16 protein-coding genes are annotated in these 18,016 nt (G+C 34.9%); 7 read left to right on the plus strand and 9 right to left on the minus strand.

Annotated features, from left to right (window positions below; all coding sequences use genetic code 11):
• Nucleotides 1-88: 88 nt before the first annotated feature.
• A complete protein-coding gene (locus J8M14_RS18160) occupies nt 89-349 on the plus strand; it encodes a hypothetical protein (protein WP_211076247.1) in 261 nt (86 codons plus the stop codon).
• Between the two features lie 377 nt (nt 350-726).
• Here J8M14_RS18160 and J8M14_RS18165 read toward each other — a convergent pair whose 3' ends face one another.
• Nucleotides 727-1,239: a hypothetical protein gene (locus tag J8M14_RS18165; protein WP_211076248.1), complete on the minus strand. Its 513-nt coding sequence runs from the start codon at nt 1,237-1,239 to the stop codon at nt 727-729.
• 770 nt (nt 1,240-2,009) lie between these two features.
• On the opposite strand from J8M14_RS18165, the gene J8M14_RS18170 reads away from it, so the two are divergent.
• Complete coding sequence (locus J8M14_RS18170) at nt 2,010-5,780, plus strand: T9SS type A sorting domain-containing protein (RefSeq protein WP_211076249.1); 3,771 nt, start codon at nt 2,010-2,012, stop codon at nt 5,778-5,780.
• 202 nt (nt 5,781-5,982) lie between these two features.
• On the opposite strand, the gene J8M14_RS18175 is transcribed toward J8M14_RS18170, so the two are convergent.
• From J8M14_RS18175 to J8M14_RS18195, 5 genes are all read right to left on the minus strand, one after another.
• Entirely contained in the window at nt 5,983-6,732 is a 750-nt protein-coding gene (locus J8M14_RS18175; protein ID WP_211076250.1) for a DUF6503 family protein, read from the minus strand.
• Between the two features lie 13 nt (nt 6,733-6,745).
• Entirely contained in the window at nt 6,746-7,606 is an 861-nt protein-coding gene (locus J8M14_RS18180; RefSeq protein ID WP_211076251.1) for a hypothetical protein, read from the minus strand.
• Nucleotides 7,607-7,700: 94 nt separating this feature from the next.
• Complete coding sequence (locus tag J8M14_RS18185; RefSeq protein WP_211076252.1) at nt 7,701-8,066, minus strand: TfoX/Sxy family protein; 366 nt, start codon at nt 8,064-8,066, stop codon at nt 7,701-7,703.
• Nucleotides 8,066-8,731, minus strand: coding sequence for a DUF2461 domain-containing protein (locus J8M14_RS18190; protein ID WP_211076253.1), 666 nt, complete (start codon nt 8,729-8,731; stop codon nt 8,066-8,068). Before J8M14_RS18190 ends, J8M14_RS18185 begins: the two co-directional genes overlap by 1 nt.
• Nucleotides 8,732-8,828: 97 nt before the next feature.
• Nucleotides 8,829-9,191 (minus strand): VOC family protein, encoded by a 363-nt coding sequence (locus J8M14_RS18195; RefSeq protein WP_211076254.1) that lies wholly within the window; start codon nt 9,189-9,191, stop codon nt 8,829-8,831.
• Between the two features lie 92 nt (nt 9,192-9,283).
• On the opposite strand from J8M14_RS18195, the gene J8M14_RS18200 reads away from it, so the two are divergent.
• A complete protein-coding gene (locus tag J8M14_RS18200) occupies nt 9,284-10,672 on the plus strand; it encodes a hypothetical protein (RefSeq protein WP_211076255.1) in 1,389 nt (462 codons plus the stop codon).
• A 145-nt stretch (nt 10,673-10,817) separates the two neighbouring features.
• Here the strand turns inward: J8M14_RS18200 and J8M14_RS18205 are convergent, their stop codons facing one another.
• On the minus strand, nt 10,818-11,528 hold the full coding sequence (locus J8M14_RS18205) for a LytTR family DNA-binding domain-containing protein (RefSeq protein WP_211076256.1): 711 nt from the start codon (nt 11,526-11,528) through the stop codon (nt 10,818-10,820).
• A complete protein-coding gene (locus tag J8M14_RS18210; RefSeq protein WP_211076257.1) occupies nt 11,518-12,564 on the minus strand; it encodes a histidine kinase in 1,047 nt (348 codons plus the stop codon). Before J8M14_RS18210 ends, J8M14_RS18205 begins: the two co-directional genes overlap by 11 nt.
• Before the next feature lie 207 nt (nt 12,565-12,771).
• On the opposite strand from J8M14_RS18210, the gene J8M14_RS18215 reads away from it, so the two are divergent.
• From J8M14_RS18215 to J8M14_RS18230, 4 genes are all read left to right on the plus strand, one after another.
• Nucleotides 12,772-13,353, plus strand: a complete 582-nt coding sequence (locus J8M14_RS18215; RefSeq protein ID WP_211076258.1) for a hypothetical protein — start codon at nt 12,772-12,774, stop codon at nt 13,351-13,353.
• A 122-nt stretch (nt 13,354-13,475) separates the two neighbouring features.
• On the plus strand, nt 13,476-14,507 hold the full coding sequence (locus J8M14_RS18220; RefSeq protein WP_211076259.1) for an SMP-30/gluconolactonase/LRE family protein: 1,032 nt from the start codon (nt 13,476-13,478) through the stop codon (nt 14,505-14,507).
• Nucleotides 14,476-15,003, plus strand: coding sequence for a hypothetical protein (locus tag J8M14_RS18225; RefSeq protein ID WP_211076260.1), 528 nt, complete (start codon nt 14,476-14,478; stop codon nt 15,001-15,003). The genes J8M14_RS18220 and J8M14_RS18225 overlap by 32 nt, the downstream gene beginning before the upstream one ends.
• A gap of 182 nt (nt 15,004-15,185) precedes the next feature.
• Nucleotides 15,186-15,443, plus strand: coding sequence for an SRPBCC domain-containing protein (locus tag J8M14_RS18230; RefSeq protein WP_211076261.1), 258 nt, complete (start codon nt 15,186-15,188; stop codon nt 15,441-15,443).
• 72 nt (nt 15,444-15,515) lie between these two features.
• On the opposite strand, the gene J8M14_RS18235 is transcribed toward J8M14_RS18230, so the two are convergent.
• Nucleotides 15,516-17,810, minus strand: a complete 2,295-nt coding sequence (locus J8M14_RS18235; RefSeq protein ID WP_211076262.1) for an N-acetylmuramoyl-L-alanine amidase — start codon at nt 17,808-17,810, stop codon at nt 15,516-15,518.
• Nucleotides 17,811-18,016: the final 206 nt, after the last annotated feature.

The raw sequence follows: 18,016 nt of genomic DNA on the forward strand, positions 1-18,016 counted from the left end.
AACTAGCGGCAGCGAGGGGAATGTTAAGAAAATAAAATCTTCTTTGCCAATGGAGTTTTAGTTCTTAATAAGTTTAACTAAATATAGTATGGAGTTGAAGAAAAAAATAGGCGATTTTATAGATAAATTAATATTGCCCAGTGTAGAAACACATAAAAAAAGGTATGCAAAAAATAAAGTGAGCATACAAAAATCTATTATATCTAATTTGACTTCAAATAGAGATGATTTAAAAGATATTATTTTAGATACTTATGAAGATAAAGATTCTGCATATGTTTACTTCAATGATTACGACAATCTAATAAAAGATCTAAAAGAACGTGAACACATATCACCGAAGTATTAAGAGGACGTTGTTAGAAAGGATATTATGCTTAATTTTTATAAGGTTAAAGATAAAAAAGATCAGACATGGTTTTTGGTAGTCGATATAACCAATTCTCCAAATATTGGTTTACGAGATTATTGGAAAGTGAATTCTGATTTATGATATAAACTTAAAAAGATATACCCGATCGCGCGGAATTGCATTCCGTGCCACATAAGAGTATGTAAGAACAGTAATAAATAATGTAAAAAGCCAGCAACAATTTAAGGTAACTGGCTTTTTTAGCATTTTTATATCAATATCATTAATCTATTTCCGGAGTTCATTCATCAAAAAACTAAAACACAAAAAGGCTACTCATACGAGTAACCTTTATGAATTATAGATTAGCATTATTATGCTACCTCTTCTTCTGTAGTAGGATCCCCTTCATCGGTAATAGGTTCCGTAGTATTTCTACGAGCCTTAAACAATACTTTCATATCATTATATACCGTTTTGGCTCCCGGTTCATCCTCATCTGCCAGGTATCTTACCTTACGATGAAAGCTCAACGCATTGGTATAATTATCATGATCCAGTAAGGTTTTAGTATCAATCAACTGCTGCGTATAATTCTCCAATAACTGGATCATCTCTTCCATTTGTTCTCGGGTTATATAATCCCTATCGAACCGCTCTTTGTCCAAAAAACCGGGTATCCAATCCGGATGCTGTTTCATATAGCTTTTAGCTTTAGCTACAATCAGCTTGTTTTGATTGGCAATACGGCCATACTTAGTACGCTCTTCTCCGGTAAGGTTTACCATTTTACCATTCAGGGTTTGTTTGATCCCTGCTAAATGTCCTGTTAACGCAGTTACTTCTTCCTCAGTAAAACTTACGTTTATCAAATTGTTCAACGACATAGTTTTTAGTTTTTTAATTAATAATTCATTTTACTTTGTAAAGTATGCCGTACTATCATTGATACCAATCCCTGGTATCTATCGAGTGCGTCCAAACAACAGATACTAATTATCGATATCGCTGATCGTAATGACAACTTTACTGCCTTATGTAGGTCAAGAGTTGTTCCAAAATGTTAAAAAATCCAATTGGAACAAAGAATTAAACCTAAAAATCGGAGGTAACATTCTTATAGTCAAATATTTGTTTATGAATAAAATTTCGCAACAAAACACCTGACATAATGACAATTTCCTATGTTTTTAACATATATGCTGAATTTTATGCAGGGGTCAGTCCTGTCTCAGAGATACCTATGAGGTATGTTACTGATGGTAAAGAGGTATCTCGCTAAGGGTAACAAGGCATCTGGTCAATGGGTTGTTACCCGTCTCAGGGAGGGGTCAGACCCATCATCATAAGGGGTCTGTCAGGTGGTTGTCACCTATATGAACCCCTACCTGTCATATGATGTATGCGTCTTGTCGAGGGGTACATACCCTTCAGAAACATAGCTCAGAGCTATCTCGCAGATAGGTATAGGGTATCAACCAGGTCGCTCTCTACTATCACAGAGATAATGCTGTGGTAGCATAGAGACAGGTATTTACTGTCTAGCAGATTGCTATAATGCTAGATAAAAGTTCTTAATTATGTGTTTTCAGGTTCTAAAATTTAATTACTTTTACCAATCTCATCTAATTAACTCAATTTTAAACTTATACATAGTATGATGAAAAAAATATTTTTCTTTTTGCTCATCTTTTCTTTTGGAGCACTGCAAGCTCAATTTAACCAGGATGCACCCTGGATGCAAAACATTATTCAGAAAAAAAGTCAAAATCCAAATTATAAACCAACTTTTAAAGAAGTTCAACAAGCTTTTAATGCTTATTGGAAAACCCACGACCCTAACGCCAAAGGAAGTGGATATAAACCATTTAAGAGATGGGAATATATATGGGAACATGTAGTTGACGATGAAGGATATCTACCAACGGTAAAAGATCAGTGGGTGGCTTGGGAACATAAAAAAGCTATACAAAAAGCATCTACAGATCTTAGTAGTTGGCAAGCTTTTGGCCCTTTTACACATACCAATACAGGATCCTGGTCCTCGGGTCAGGCTAGAATCAACACTATTATTGTAGATCCTAATGTATCTACCACCTGGTACGTGGGAGCTCCGGCCGGTGGACTATGGAAGTCTACAAACTCTGGTGTAGATTGGAGCCCCTTAACCGATAACCTACCTCAAATCGGTGTTTCGGGGATTGCTATTGATTATAATAATTCTAATATTATATATATCGCTACAGGAGATGATGATGGAGCAGATACCTTAAGTGCAGGGGTTTTTAAATCTACAGACGCAGGCCAAACCTGGAATCAGACAGGGCTAAATCCCGAAAATACTCCTTCTTCTATGAATGATATTTATATGCACCCTACCAATTCTAATGTGTTATGGGTGGCTACAAATAATGGGGTTTTTAAGTCAACCAATGCAGGTAGTACCTGGAATGTTACCTTAGCTGGTAATATAAAAGATATCAAACTTAAACCAGGGGACCCTAATACGATATATGCAGTTACTACCAATGAGTTTTATAAATCTACTGATGGAGGGGATTCATTTACCCAAATCACCAATGGGGTACCTACCGGAAGTGGTAGAATGGTTATCGATGTTACTCCTGCAGACGCCAATTATGTTTACATTCTAAGCGCGGCTAGTGACCGCACTATACAAGGCGTATATCGTTCTGTAGATAGCGGAACTACCTTTTCTGCAAGAAATACGACTACTGATGTTTTAGAAAGCAATCAGGCATTTTATGACCTTGCTCTAGGTGTGTCTTCTACAGATGCCGAAGAAATCTATGTAGGTTGTCTTAATGTATGGAAATCCATTAACGGAGGTACTTTGTTTACTAAAGTGAACAACTGGAGTTCACCTTTCAGTTCTTCTTACACCCATGCAGATATCCATATGATAAGAGACTTTAATGGTAGCATGTATGTATGCTCTGATGGTGGAATTTATTCAACGACTAACGGAGGAAGTAATTTTACGGATCATACCGGGGGAATCCAAGCAAGTCAATTTTATAAAATCGCAGTATCTCCTGATAATGCCAATAAAATGGTAGGGGGATTACAAGATAATGGTGGACATGCCTATAATAATGGTAATGGTAACTGGCAAAATTATTATGGAGCAGACGGAATGGATACTGCCATTGATCCTACCAATGAAAATAAATACTACGGATTTATTCAGAACGGAGGAGGTTTATACATCTCCAGCACAGCAGGAAGCAGCAGCACAGGATATGCTGACCCTCCAATAGGAGCTGATGGTAATTGGGTGACTCCCCTGGCTATGGATTCTAACGGAGAACTGTATGCCGGATATGATAAATTATATCGTCTCAATGCTGACGAAAACGGATGGATCGAACTAGCAGATCTTGGGGCCTCTGCTAATCAAATGGAGATTGCTCCTTCTGATGATACGGTATTGTATATTGCTGTGGGCACAGTCCTTAAAAAAAGTAACGATTCCGGAAGTACAGTCGCTGATGTATTTACTTTTGCAAATACAATAAAAGGAATAGCCGTTCATCATACAAATCCCAATATTGTATGGGTTACCACATCCTCTGCCGTTTTTAGATCTGATGACGGAGGAAGTACTTTTGATAATATAACAAAAAATTTACCTGCAACTGATAAGTACTTCTTTCTTAATGACATTGTGCATCAAAGCGGAAGTGCTCAAGATGCTATTTATTTGGCAACCAGTATTGGAGTATACAGAAATGTTACTGATGGTGTTTGGACTCCATTTTTTAACAACCTCCCCACCACCATTGTAACCGATTTAGAAATCAATATCCTGGACAACTCTATTACAGCAGCCACTTATGGCAGAGGAATATGGAGATCATCACTCCCCAGCTGTACCACTGTTGTAGCAGATCAAGCAACATCAATAGATGGAGCAACATTTGAAGAGCGTTTATCACTAGGACTCTGTACCGGTCAATCCGCTACATTACAACTAACCGTTACTACCGGTAATAATCCTACCTATAACTGGTCAGGCCCGAATGGATTTTCTAGTAGCGCTTCATCTGTAACACTAAGTGATCTTAGTATGAACCAGGCAGGTCTATATACCGTAGCGGTTAACTCTCCTGAAACATGTGGTGCTGTAGATTACAACTTTTCTATAGACTTACAAGAGGCAATTCAACCTATTGCAACGGATATTGATATTTGTAATAATAATACCGCTACTTTAACCGCTAACGGAAGCGCAGGTTACAAATGGTATGATTCAGCAAGTAGTGGAACAGAAATAGCAACAGGCTCTTCTTTTACCACTCCTGCTTTGAACACTAATACTACATATTTTGTGTCAGGGTTATCAAAAGTAATCGTTTCTGAAGCTTCACCATCGCCAGCAGTAAATACTGCTGCTGATTATAATTTTCCTCAAGGATTGATTTTTAATGCTAATGATGATATCGTTTTAGAATCATTTACTATGTCTGCCATGTCATCAGGAGATAGACTTATTCAAGTGAATGATGCATTCGGAAACATTATAGCATCTACTACGATAAATATCCCTGCTGGTGAATCGCTTGTAACTGTTAATTTTGATATTCCGCAAGGTGATGGTCACGTACTTTCTATTCCAAGCGGTTTGGTAGAAATGAGAAGGACTCCATCAGGAAACGGAGTAAGTTATCCATATACCTCACCATCGGATGTGGTTTCAATTATCGGGAATACTGTAAACGCTCCGGAGTTTTATTACTTTTTCTATGATTGGAATTTTACTTCTAAAGGAGGACGCTGTGAATCCGTAAGAACGCCAATAAATATCAATGTAAATGCTGACAATCCAGATCTATCTGATGGAGATACACTATATGCTATTGATGGAGGAAGTACTACTAGTTTTAGTGATGGAGCTACAATAATGATAGGAGAAGATTCTGATCTGGAATTAAGTTTACCTGCTTCTCAATTTAGTGGTTCATTGATATGGACAGCTCCCGGTGGTGCAACTTATACTACAAATACTGTTAATCTAACGAATATTCAGGATAATGGAGATGAGGAAGGAAACTGGACGGTAGCCGTAACTTTTGCCCCTAATTGCGGTACAGCAACCCAAACTATTAATTTTCGCGTTAATGTTGAAGCTACTTTAAGCACCAATGAAAACAGCTTCGAAGAAGGTTTGATCGTATACCCTAACCCTGTGGAGGATATACTTATCATTAATAGTCCGGTTAGTTTAACCAATACAGTAGCAAGTATCGTAGATATTCAAGGAAGAAAATTAAGTACTTCTTTTGATGTTCAATATATACATTCTAATCAAATAGAGATCAACACAAAGCCACTGGCTAAAGGACACTATTTTGTTATTATTAAAAACGACCAGAAACAACTGGTTAAGAAAATAGTAAAAAGATAAACCTTAGATCTTATTATATACAGAGCTAATTCTTCATCAGAATTAGCTCTGTATTTTTACACATTTCCTTATCTTCCAATAAATTTATAAAACTTTGCAGAGCTTAGGTAGGTGGCAAAGATACTATATGTCTACATTAGCGAATGGCGGGCACTGTTTTAAATAACTGATTATAAGATTAATATTAACCGAACTCAGGTTGTTATTTAAAGTTCAAAACTTTATAAGAATACTCAGCTCTTAGGAATTTTATGTTCCTAAGACTATCTGTCCTATAACTTTTTCGTTCTGCATTAAGAAACAACCCTGTTTGGTTTTCGTATTTAATATTCTTAATAAAACTGTAAGTTGGGCTATGATGTACCATATTGCCCACTAATTTATTGGTTTTAGTATCAAAATAATACCACCAGGTATTTGCAGGTGAACCATCTTCATTGTTGTACTTTGCTTGTATCACATAAACAGGTTTATTATCTATTTCTTCTTTTCCTATATAGGTGAGTTTAGCTGTTTTATCCAGCAATTTATAGGGTTGCCAAAACACATAATTGGCGGCAATGATACTTTTATAAGATTGTTTTTTGAGTTTCGCATCGGTTTGCAAAGAATCGTTGTGAAACAATGATATCTTCCCTTTTTTAAGAATAACTTTTTTGGTCATGGAATCTTCTTCCCATTCCATTGCTGCAGAGAACTCCGGTTTAAAAATATTTTTATGTTTTTGAACTAGTTTTTTCTCTATGTTCCCAAGGCTATCGTATAAAATAGTAGTTTTTAGATATGAAATTTCCTTTACCTTCTCCCAATTTTCAATTCCTCTGTGAGCTTCTAAAGATTGTATTATTATATCTGAAGGATCAGTTTCTGTTTGTTGGCAGGAAGTTAACCAACCGATCAACACCATTAAAAAAATGATGCCATATTTTTTACCTAAGCATATGAAGTACATGGTTTACAATCTTTTATATATTCCTCTTTGTCATTTGAACTTGATACGGGAAATGCGAAAAACTATATGTTTTATTATCCAGTCCTACAATAGTGGCCTCGGTTTTAAATATTTTAAATCTTTTAGGGGTATCAGTGTTTTCTCCCCAAAGCCTTTTTGGGATGCATAAAAGCAATCCTTTTTCATCTCCCATCGCCCACCAAAAATTACTGTTTTTAGGATACACATCTAAGCCAAATATATCATGTAGTTTTTCTGATTCTCCTTGTTGATCATCTACTACAAAGGCAATTTCGCTAACATTCAGAATGTCATTAGAGGTGAACTCTCCTTCTGTTCCGTTCTTAAGATCATGTCTGGCAATAAACTCTAATAAGTTTCCCGCAGGATCCCAAAAGAAAATAGAATGTGCATTCCAGTTCCTGAAATGTCTAACATCATCCGGAAACTTAGGATCTCTAGCTCTTTTGGGTGTTGGAATTATATCTGTTCTTTCTAGTAACCATCGTCTAGACCTTAGTAGCTTGTTTTCTGGAATATTAAAGGCAAAATGATACCAGGGATTACCAAGATTTGGGTTAATTTTTATAAAGGTAATTGTAGAAACTCCTGCAATAAATGTTATTTCCGCATCTTCCTGGCTTTCAATTGAAAAACCTAATTTATCAACATAAAAAGCTTTCATTTTATCCAATGAAGTACTGGTTAGTAATCGGATATTTTTGATGAGATCAAATTTGGAAAGGTTTACTGCTGCGATATTTTTAGGATGATTGTCATAAGCAAAACAAGACTCAGGGTGTAATGCTATAAGCATCATTCCTAGTGAAGTATTTTTTACAAATGCTCTTCTAGATATATCAGAATCCTTCATCACTTTGGATTTTAATTGCAATAAGTTACCCATTCCAATTAACAAAGCGCGTTAATAAATCCTGAAAAGATATATATAACAGACTTTAGAGATACTATTTTTTTCTTTTCTTACTCCGCTTAGCCAAAGGATTAAAGTCTAAACATAGCTGTATCCAATACTCTAGATCTATATCCAGATCAAAACCATCCGGAGTTACAAAAACATAACCTCTCATAGGACGACCTGTAAAATCCATAGGTAGACAACCCTCTTTTTGCATGGCTTCAGGGGTAGCTTCTTCTCCTATCCTGGCCATCAATAGATCTGTCTCCTTCTTTTTATCATAATGAATACCACAACACATTTTATCATCTACCATAAAACAGAGCCCTCCCATCATTTTCTTTGCATAATAGTTCACCTTTTTTTCTTTTAAGACCTGATGAATCCGATCTGCCATATATTCGCTATAAGCCATTATTGTATTGCTTTGGTTAAATACTCATTTACCGGCCACATCACTTTCCAATAGTTCATAAGTTCTTCAACCAAGGACTCACTCGTAATAAGTGATGGAGCTTCTTCTCCCACAAAATAAAATTGTTTATTAGCGATCAGCGGTTCTTTTTTATGAGCATCCTGCCATTCCTTAGGAATCCGCTTTATGGTTTCTCCTCTAATCTCACCAAATTTCTGAACAAAATCCTTATCCTCTAACAACTTCCTAAATCCCGAACCATCACGGCTAATGGTAGTCCTTATGTTATGAAGTTGCTCTTTTGAAGGTCCAAAACAGCCACCCATTATACCAACCATCTCAGGAGAAAAACGTAAAAAGATACCAGGAATGCTTTTATCTTTGCGACCTCCTCTAGAAATAAAAGCGGTGTAATGCAGATTATACGGTGATTTATCTTTAGAAAAGCGAATATCCCTATTGATACGAAGTATACAATCCTTAGGTTCAACCTTTAGGTCAGGATCATATCGCTGTATTGCTGAAATCATAACACCCACAAATACCTCAAAAGGTTTTTTTACACTAGCTTCATACCGTTTTTTATTCGCATGAAACCAATCCTTATGGTTGTTACTAGATAATTCTTGGAAAAAGCCAATAAAATCTTCTGTAAAATATTGCATAAGTTAGCATATAACATTTAAATATAACCAAACTGTCATCTTGAGCCTGCCTGCCATTCGCCGGGTAGGCAGGCTCAAGATGACAGTTAACATAACACTACCCCATAGAGTGAAAAGCTACTCTATTTCCTTCGGTATCAAGGAAAACAGCCATAAAACCATTTTCTCCCAAAGAAGTTTTAGGCATTACTATTTTTCCTCCTGCTTTCTCCACACGGGCTAATGGTACCGATAAATCATCTCCTCCATTAAGATAAGCAAAGGTTCCTTCTTGCGAAGGTTGATTACCATTGCCATGAGTAACACAGCCTCCTACTCCCCCATCTTTATATGGAAAGAAAGCCATTTTAAAATCCATTTCCATAGGTTGTAACTCAGCAGCTAAAATTTCATTATAAAACTTTACTGCTCTCTCGAAATTGGTGCTTGGTATTTCGAACCAGCTAATTGCACTTGACATGATTTGTTGATGTATTGATTAATAACTATTCAAATGTAAATGATCTCTAGCTCGAAAAAAATTATATTTTTGAAAAAACATAGGTTTCTAAAATGAAGAAAAACGAAGAATTATTCTACTTAATCAAATCATTGTCCAAAAGTGAAAAACGCTATTTTAAGCTAAACTCACAAGGAAACGAAGCTGCAGAATACCTAATTCTATTTGATGCCATTGAAGCTCAGAAAACGTATAACGAAGCCGAAATCAAAGATGTCTTTAAGGATAAAGCATTCGTAAATCAATTGACCACCATCAAGAACTACTTAAAACATCGTATTCTACAGTCTTTAAGAAACTATCATGCTAAACTCTCAAAAAATGCAGAGCTCATTGATATTATACGTAACGTAGAGATCTTATTTTACAAAGGGCAATATGCAATTTGCGAAAGCGAACTAAAACGCGCTGAGAAAAAAGCAAAAAGCTTCCAAAATGACTTATTACTATTTCATATTCAAGACTGGAACAGAAAAGTTTATCAAGCACTATATCCTCAGGATTTTTCGGGACTCAAATCTATCATACAACAACAAAAAAGCACATTGCAATCCACTAATGATTATATAGATCTTTTATTAGCTAATACTGATCCTACACAATTTTCTATATCACATAAAAAAGGGGTTTCTCTTCAGAACAAAACACTAAAAACATTACATAAATACAGAAAACTACTGATTTCTAAAGATCATGACAAAGCAAAACGGATTATTGAAGAATTAATTAAGGAATGGGAACAATATCCAGAATTATTAAAAGAGTTCTTTCCGATGTATTTTTCTGTTAACAATAACTTACTCGGTTTTTTGGTCTTCAAAAAACACTACAAAGAAGCTTTTGTGAGAATACTATTAATTAAACAAAAGGCTGAGGCTATAGAAAATATTTCTGCCTCATTCATTAAAGAAAAACTACGCCTCTATAATATAGAATTAGAAATCCATAGAACGCTCAAAGAACTCCATACCACCCATGAGGTTATTGATGAAATCCAGGATTTTATTGCTACTCATAAAACATTAGTTCCAGACAACTATTGGCTTTCTTTTAGGTTTCAGTTTGCTAACATTTACTTCACGAAAAAAGATTACAAAAAATCACTGAGCTGGATTAATGACATCCTTAATAATCAGACCAAAAAAGACAGAAAAGATCTTATCAATTACACACAATGGCTTAATCTACTGGTTCATTATGAGTTAGGCAATGGGTTTTCTTTACGTTATTTGATCAATAATATGAAAAAACTTCTAAGAAAGGATAAAAACATAGATTTCTATGAAAAGGTGATCTTAAAATTTTTGTCTAAAACAGTAGAGCATTCTTCTTCAGAAAAAACAAAAGCTTTTGTAAACCTTAGTGAACAATTATTAGAACATCCTATTCCAGAACAAGTTCTGGGATATGTAGATTTTAATGAGTGGATGGAGAGAAAATAGTTAACCTAAATTGCTGATTATTTCAGTTTGTGGTTTCTTCTCCTTCTGAGAGAGGACTAAGGTGATGGTTTTGATATAGAACCTCCTCATCCTAACCTTCTCGCATAGGGAAAAGGAACTTCTATCGTTTTGTAAAAAGCTTAAGTTAACCATTTTTATTCTTCTCAGATAATTTTGAAAAAAAGTGATCTTTATAGGTATTCCCAATGGATAGCTGTTTGTCTAATATCTCTACATAATCATTGCCATAAGCTTTGATTTTATCTACAGCTATGATATAAGACTTATGAATACGAATAAATTGATTGTCTGGTAATAATTTTTCTAAATCAATCAATTTATGGTACACCACAAGATGCTTGTCCTGTAGATGAATCTTTACATAATTACTTAATCCTTCTATATAAATAATATTATCGTAATCAACCCTGATATTTTTGCGATCTACTTTAAAATATTCATAGGTTTTGGAAGAAACTTTAGTTTCGTTATGTTCTCCTGCTTTGTGATCACAAACTTTATTTACGGCTTTTAGAAATCTTTCGAAAGAAAATGGTTTTAACAAATAATCAACGACATCCAGCTCGAATCCTTCCAATGCAAACTCTCGATATGCCGTAGTAATGATTGTAGCAGGTGGTTTGGACAATGTTTTTAAGAAACTTAATCCTGTGATTTTTGGCATTTCGATATCTAAAAACAGGATGTCTACCGATTGCTCCTGAAGTATCTTCAGGGCTTCCATGGCATTGTCGCACACACCTAATACCTCTAGATTAGGAATATCAGTGATAAATCCTTTGACAATATTCTGAGCAATAGGCTCATCATCTACTATGAGGCATTTAAGATTCATGCGCTAACAATTTGATAGTTAAATCTACAATATATGTATCGTCTGTTTTATGAATCAACAATTCTTTTTGGTCTCCATATAATAAATCCAACCTTCGAGATACATTCTGAAGCCCTAATCCTCCTCCATTATTATTCTCTTCATCTTCAATTTTAGCAATGCTATTCTCGATTCTAAAAGATAAAGTACTCTTTAGTGCTTTGATATTAATCTTAATCCAACCTTTTTTTACTTCATTCTTTAACCCATGTTTAAAAGCATTTTCTATAAATGGTACAAGTATCAAAGGTGGAATTTTAATCCCCTCAATATCTCCTTCTAATTTATAATCAATTACAACTCGTTTCTCATATCGTTCTTTTTCTAAGGCAATAATGTTTTCAATAAGGGTTAATTCTTTACGCAGTGTTACTCTTTTGACATTGGATTCATATAATGTATAGCTTAGAATATCCGAAAGTTTTAAGATCAAGCTTGGTGTTTTTTCAGACTTTTCGAGTGCTAATCCATATATACTATTCAATGTATTGAACAAGAAATGAGGATTAGTCTGAGATTTCAAAAACTTTAACTCCGCATCAATTTTTTCTCTTCTTAGAGCTTCTGTTTCCCTTCGTTCTTTATACCAATCTATAAACAACTTAAAACCTGTAGTAAACGCAACTGGTGATATAATGATCAGCGCAGTCTGAACCAATCGAGAAAATTTCCATACTTGAACATATTCTCCATCCATCCATTGTGGAAAAAACTTAGGATAACCCCAATACAACACAAAATACCTATGCAAAACCGAAACAACTGCCAGAAGTAATACTAACTCAATAAAATAAATCAAGAATTTGTTTTTATACAAAACCATCGGGATCAACACAAACCAATTGACATATACAGCAATTATTCTAGATGGTAGGTATAACAGTTCAAAAATAATAGCATCGGCAAAACTTTGTCTGTATCCCCATTCTGATATGGCGAACGAAAACATAATAACCAACCAGAAAATAATATGATATGTAACCTGCTTAATATTCAAATCAATTACAATATAGTAAACAAAGCTACTTTTTACGTTTCCTCTTTCTGCTTTTTATGTTTAACGCTTAATAACTTATGTCAAATACTTATTCCTAATTAACATAAATACAATTCTAGTTCACCCTATATGTATGCTATTTTATATAAAAAACATTCTTTATAAAACAAGGTTAATTAAATTACTATGATTAAAAACCCTAGTTATATGAGATGTACACCATTCTTGCTAGCCTCTGTTCTGTGTATTATTTTTCATTCTGAAAATGTTTTTTCTCAAAAGCAAGAAAACCCTTTGGAGCAATTATCATATTATATTGGTACCTGGGGACCGCCTTCTGATGATCCTATTATTAAGAGAGATGCCAAGTATAAAGACCTGAAGGTAATTGATTTTAAATGGGGTCATAATAAAAGAGTCATTTGGTCTAAAACAGGATTGTTTTCAGATCAAAAAAAGGAGGTCTATTCTGAAGGTATGATTACATATAACCCTAATACCCAAAAGATAGTTTGGTTAGAGTACCAAATTGATAATGAGATCCTTTTTGAAGGAGAATATATTATGCTTGGTGAGCATAAAGTACAACGAGTATATACAGTATTTTATGCTGAAAATTATCCAGACATCCCCAACCCCCAATTAAAAGGATGGACCCGAAAATACCGAGAAACCTTTACTCCTACCTCGGAGCACACTATCAATTGGTTAACTGAAACTTTAATACATGGGAAATGGGTAAGACAAGGCAGAAATAATGAAGACTTTAAAGCTGTTAGAGATCAATAAAACTTAAAATCAATTTGACATAAGAGATATAAAAGTATACAGAAGACCTGTTCTGATTGATATAAAAATTTCTCGATAGGTCATAAAGTTAACTACATTTAATTAAACCAAAGTATATAAGTATGAGAGTCTATCCATCTTTTGCAATCATTTTTTTATGTATTGCCTTTTCCTTTTTCAAGATGCCTGCCCAAAGCTTGAATAATAGTCACATTGCGTTTACAATTCCTGAAAAAGATTTACTTCCAGAAAGTATTGCATATGATTCAATCAAAAACGAATTCTATATAGGAAGCACTAGAAAAGGAAAAATTATAAAGATTTCAAAAGATGGATTACAAAAAGATTTTGTTCTCCCAAAGCAAGATGGATTATGGATGATTATTGGTCTTAAGGTTGATGCAAAAAGACGCCATCTTTGGGTATGTAGCTCCGGTGGAGATAACTTAGAAGGTTACACCTTGAAAGATGATAAAGAAGGGCGTCCGGCAGGAGTTTTTAAGTTTAATCTAGACACAGGTAAGCTGATTAAAAAATATGTCCTGAACACCTCAAAAGAAGTACATTTCTTTAACGATTTGGTCATCAGTAAACAAGGAGATGTTTATATCACCCACATGTTCTCTGAGCACTCTATTTATAAAATTTCCAGTACCGAGGATAGGTTAAAAAAAATCATATCTTCTGATGCTATTGCATATCCAAACGGAATAACCTTATCTGATGATGAATCAAAACTCTACATTGCACATTCTGGTGGTATCGCAACTATGAATACATCAAACAACAAAATCAAACAATTACAAATCCCCGAAGGTTTAAAAATTTCCAAAAAAGAAAGTATTGATGGATTATATTTTTATAACCATGCTCTTATCGGAATCCAACCTGATATTAACACAGTACAACAGTTCCAATTGGATAATTCTGGAAATAAAATTATTGATTCTACTCCTTTAGAAGTAAATCACCCAATGATGAATAATCCTACTACAGGAGAAATAGCAGAAGATATGTTCTATTATATTTCCAACGCACAATTTGGAAGCTTTAATGATGATGGTTCTTTATTTCCACCTGAAAAACTGTACGAAGTATGTATTCTTAGATTACATCTAAAAAATGATAACTCAAAAAATGAACCTCCTGAATAGAAAGCAATTTTTAAAAACCGGTATGATGACAAGTGGTTTTATTGCTTTGTCACCGTTTATAGTATATGGTAAACAGCAAGACGAACAGCAATTAGATAAAAAGCTTGTAGCAGAATTTGTAGGAGCAGGGCATAGTAAGCTTGATAAGGTAAAAGAACTGCTTGAAGAGCATCCGACCTTGCTTAACGCTGCTCATGATTGGAAACTCGGTGATTTCGAGACTGCCCTGGGAGCTGCGAGTCATGTTGGTCATAAAGAATTAGCCCAATATCTTATAGACAAGGGTGCCCAAGCTAACATTTTTACCGCAGCTCTCTTTGGCAGGATAGATATTATAAAACCAATGCTAGATCTTTTCCCAAGTGCATTAAATGCAAAAGGGCCTCATGGGTTTACTCTTTTACATCATGCACAACGTGGTGGCGAAGAAGCTGAAATAGTTACAAAATACTTAACTTCACTGGGTGCTAAAGAAACTAAAGTTAAGTTATACTGATTAAACTCTCCTACAATACCTAACATCCGACATAATTTATTAATCAAAGCTCACCCCGACCAAGTATATAATGCAATAACTTCTGAAAAAGAATTACAAGGTTGGTGGACCATTCAGACAACAGCCAAACCAGAAGAGGGTTTTATAAATCATTTTAGATTTGGCAAAGAATATTTAATAAAATGAAGGTTACCAAACTTAGCGCTCCCCAATTAGTTCAATGGGAATGTGTGGATGGAGATGACGAATGGATTGGAACAGAATTATCCTTCGAACTAGAACAGAAAGATAATACTACATTTCTTAAATTCTTACATATGAATTGGGCAGATGAAACTGAATTCTTTGGATTTTGTAACCATCAGTGGGGACGATTTCTGGACAGCCTAAAATCACTTTGTGAAACTGGAAAAGGTACTCCTGTCATAGCACTATCATAAATAAGAAAAGATGCAATACCTGATTAGGATATTGCATCTATAATAAAGTTGATTTTCATTAAATAAAGGTCACTATTTCTTCATCATTCTTATGGTTTCATTATAAGACCCGGAACTTAATCTAATCAGGTATAATCCTGTGGGAAGAGGATCTGTTAATGAAGTAATGTCTAACTCACTTAATCCCTTATCCATATAATCCTTAGGCATTCTGGCAATCTCTCTTCCTTGCATGTCATACGCCCCGATATGTACAGCTCCATATTCAGGTTGTTGCCATTTTATAGTAGCTTGATCGGTTACTTCATTTGGATATAAGGTTAACTTATCCAACTCTTCAATTTTAGTTAAGAATCTTGAAAAATTCATACTAACATCTAAGTTCCCGGGAGAAGACCAGTTACCGGCATCATCACGAACCATACTCTTAATCTTTCCGGTGGTGGTTCGTAGATCTTTATTATTATCTCCACTTCCAGCAGTAATTAATGCGCTATTTCCTCCTCTATATTTATACACTTTAAGATCATCAAATTCTATTGAAGTCTTATTAGTGCGCAGAGAAATAGCCACTCCGGATGCAACAGGACTACTATCGGTCCAGTTTAATAAATACTCATTGTTTTTCCAGACTTGAAGTACTCCGTATGCAGGACTATAAGTTACTCGATATTTGGCCCAATTATTATCCAAAGACACATCTGCAATCGCTCTGAAGTATAGAAGATTGTTCACAGTCTCATAAATCCGGACTTTGTTATCTTCACCACTAAACCATATCAGATATGAATTCCCCCGTTGACTTAATGTTCCATCAGAAGACATGATATGAATTCCGAATTTACGAGGCCCAGAAGTTGAATTCAGCTTGGCTGCAAATTCGTATAAATAAGGTAATCCTGAATCCTGAATCAGATAAGAACTCCATAAGGTATTATCAGAAGTAGTGTTGGTTTGCTTTAAACGTCCATCGGTCACATTCCAAGTACCGGCTCCTTTGTCATACACCCCAAAGTCCTGACCGAAGTTTTCATTAAAAAAACCTTTTCGTCGATTAGCCAAAAAACTAGAACTATATTTTTCCAATACCTGATAATATCTTCGGGTTACTCCTACATTATCATTATCAGTAAAGTTCACAGTAAAATCTCCTGTCTGAACGCTCCCTCCGCTGATAGAAGTTGTAGGCGGAGTATTATCTGATGGAGGTGGGTTGCCTCCTCCTGAGCAGCCATTAGCTACTAAACTATTTACACCAGTTCTGATTCCTCCTAAAGTAGCATATCCGCCATTTCCTGGACAAGCCGAGCAACCTGCATCACGATGTCCGGCTATATGTGTTAATGAACGATTCACCGAATAATGAAAAGATGATCCTATAGGATTTATATTTTCTTTATCTGCTTTCCAGGCTAATAAATTCTTCAATGAATTTTGGGTAGCTGTAGTTGGCGTTACTGAAGAATAATCACCAAGCATACAAACTCCCATTGTGTTTCTATTTCTACCGCAGAAATGCGCTCCAATAGCATTATCTCCTCCTGCTCTACCTTCATAAATTACTCCGTTAGGATCTACCAAAAAATTATATCCTATGTCGGACCATCCATTGCCATTAATATGAAAGTTCTGTATAGATCTTACTCTTGCAGCCCAATCACTACTGGTGTTAGATCCAAATTCATGATGTACAATCAGATGAGAAACAGCCGACGTAGCTGCCGAGTTTCTGGGAATTGCACCCCATTGCCCCCTACTAATTACTGAAGGTTTACCGCAAGCCATCTTAGCTGTGGTTTTGGCACTTTCCTGCATCTGTTTTTGTAACTTTTTAGACGTTTCTCCCGGACTATAGTGAAATAACTCAACATCAGCTATAGCTACATCTATTAACGATGGTTCCAACGAAACTTTATATTGAATGTACTTTACACGTTTATCCAAGAATTCCATTTTGGATGTAATCCGTTCACTTGTTTGCTCCAGATGACCATCAAATACAGCTGTTTTCCATGCTGACCAGGATTTCCCATTTCTAGAAGTACGGTAATTAAGTTTCATCCGACTATAATCCAGATTTGATCCTTTCCAAACGGTATAAGCAGATATAAATGGTTTTGGTCTTTTTAATTTAATTTTGATAGGTTTTAGAATAAGCTCGGGAGATTTCTGGGTTTTCCCCTTTATTGCCAATCCCTTTTCATGTCTGATAAAAGCTTTGTTTTGGGAGATTACATCTGTATTAGAAAAATTAATAGTTTGAGATGAAGAACTCTCTCCTTTAAAAACATGTCGCTGTTCTTGAGCATAACTATAAAGCACAAGAAAAAAGCAACATATTACCGTGGGTAATACGTTAATTTTCATAGTTGACGATTTGTGTTAGTCGAACTAAAATCGGAAAAAAGTTTGGTTTAAAAAAATTTTAGATTAAAAAACAATGCAGATAAGATGTTATTTATCAATAATTTAATCTAAATTTTATGATCAAAAAATTGCAAGTACTATATATTATTGTTTCGTTAATAACTTCATCACTAGCTTGGATTTTGGTACATTTAATATCGTTTTAG

It is taken from the genome of Aquimarina sp. MMG016 (assembly GCF_018100805.1).
GTDB lineage: Bacteria > Bacteroidota > Bacteroidia > Flavobacteriales > Flavobacteriaceae > Aquimarina.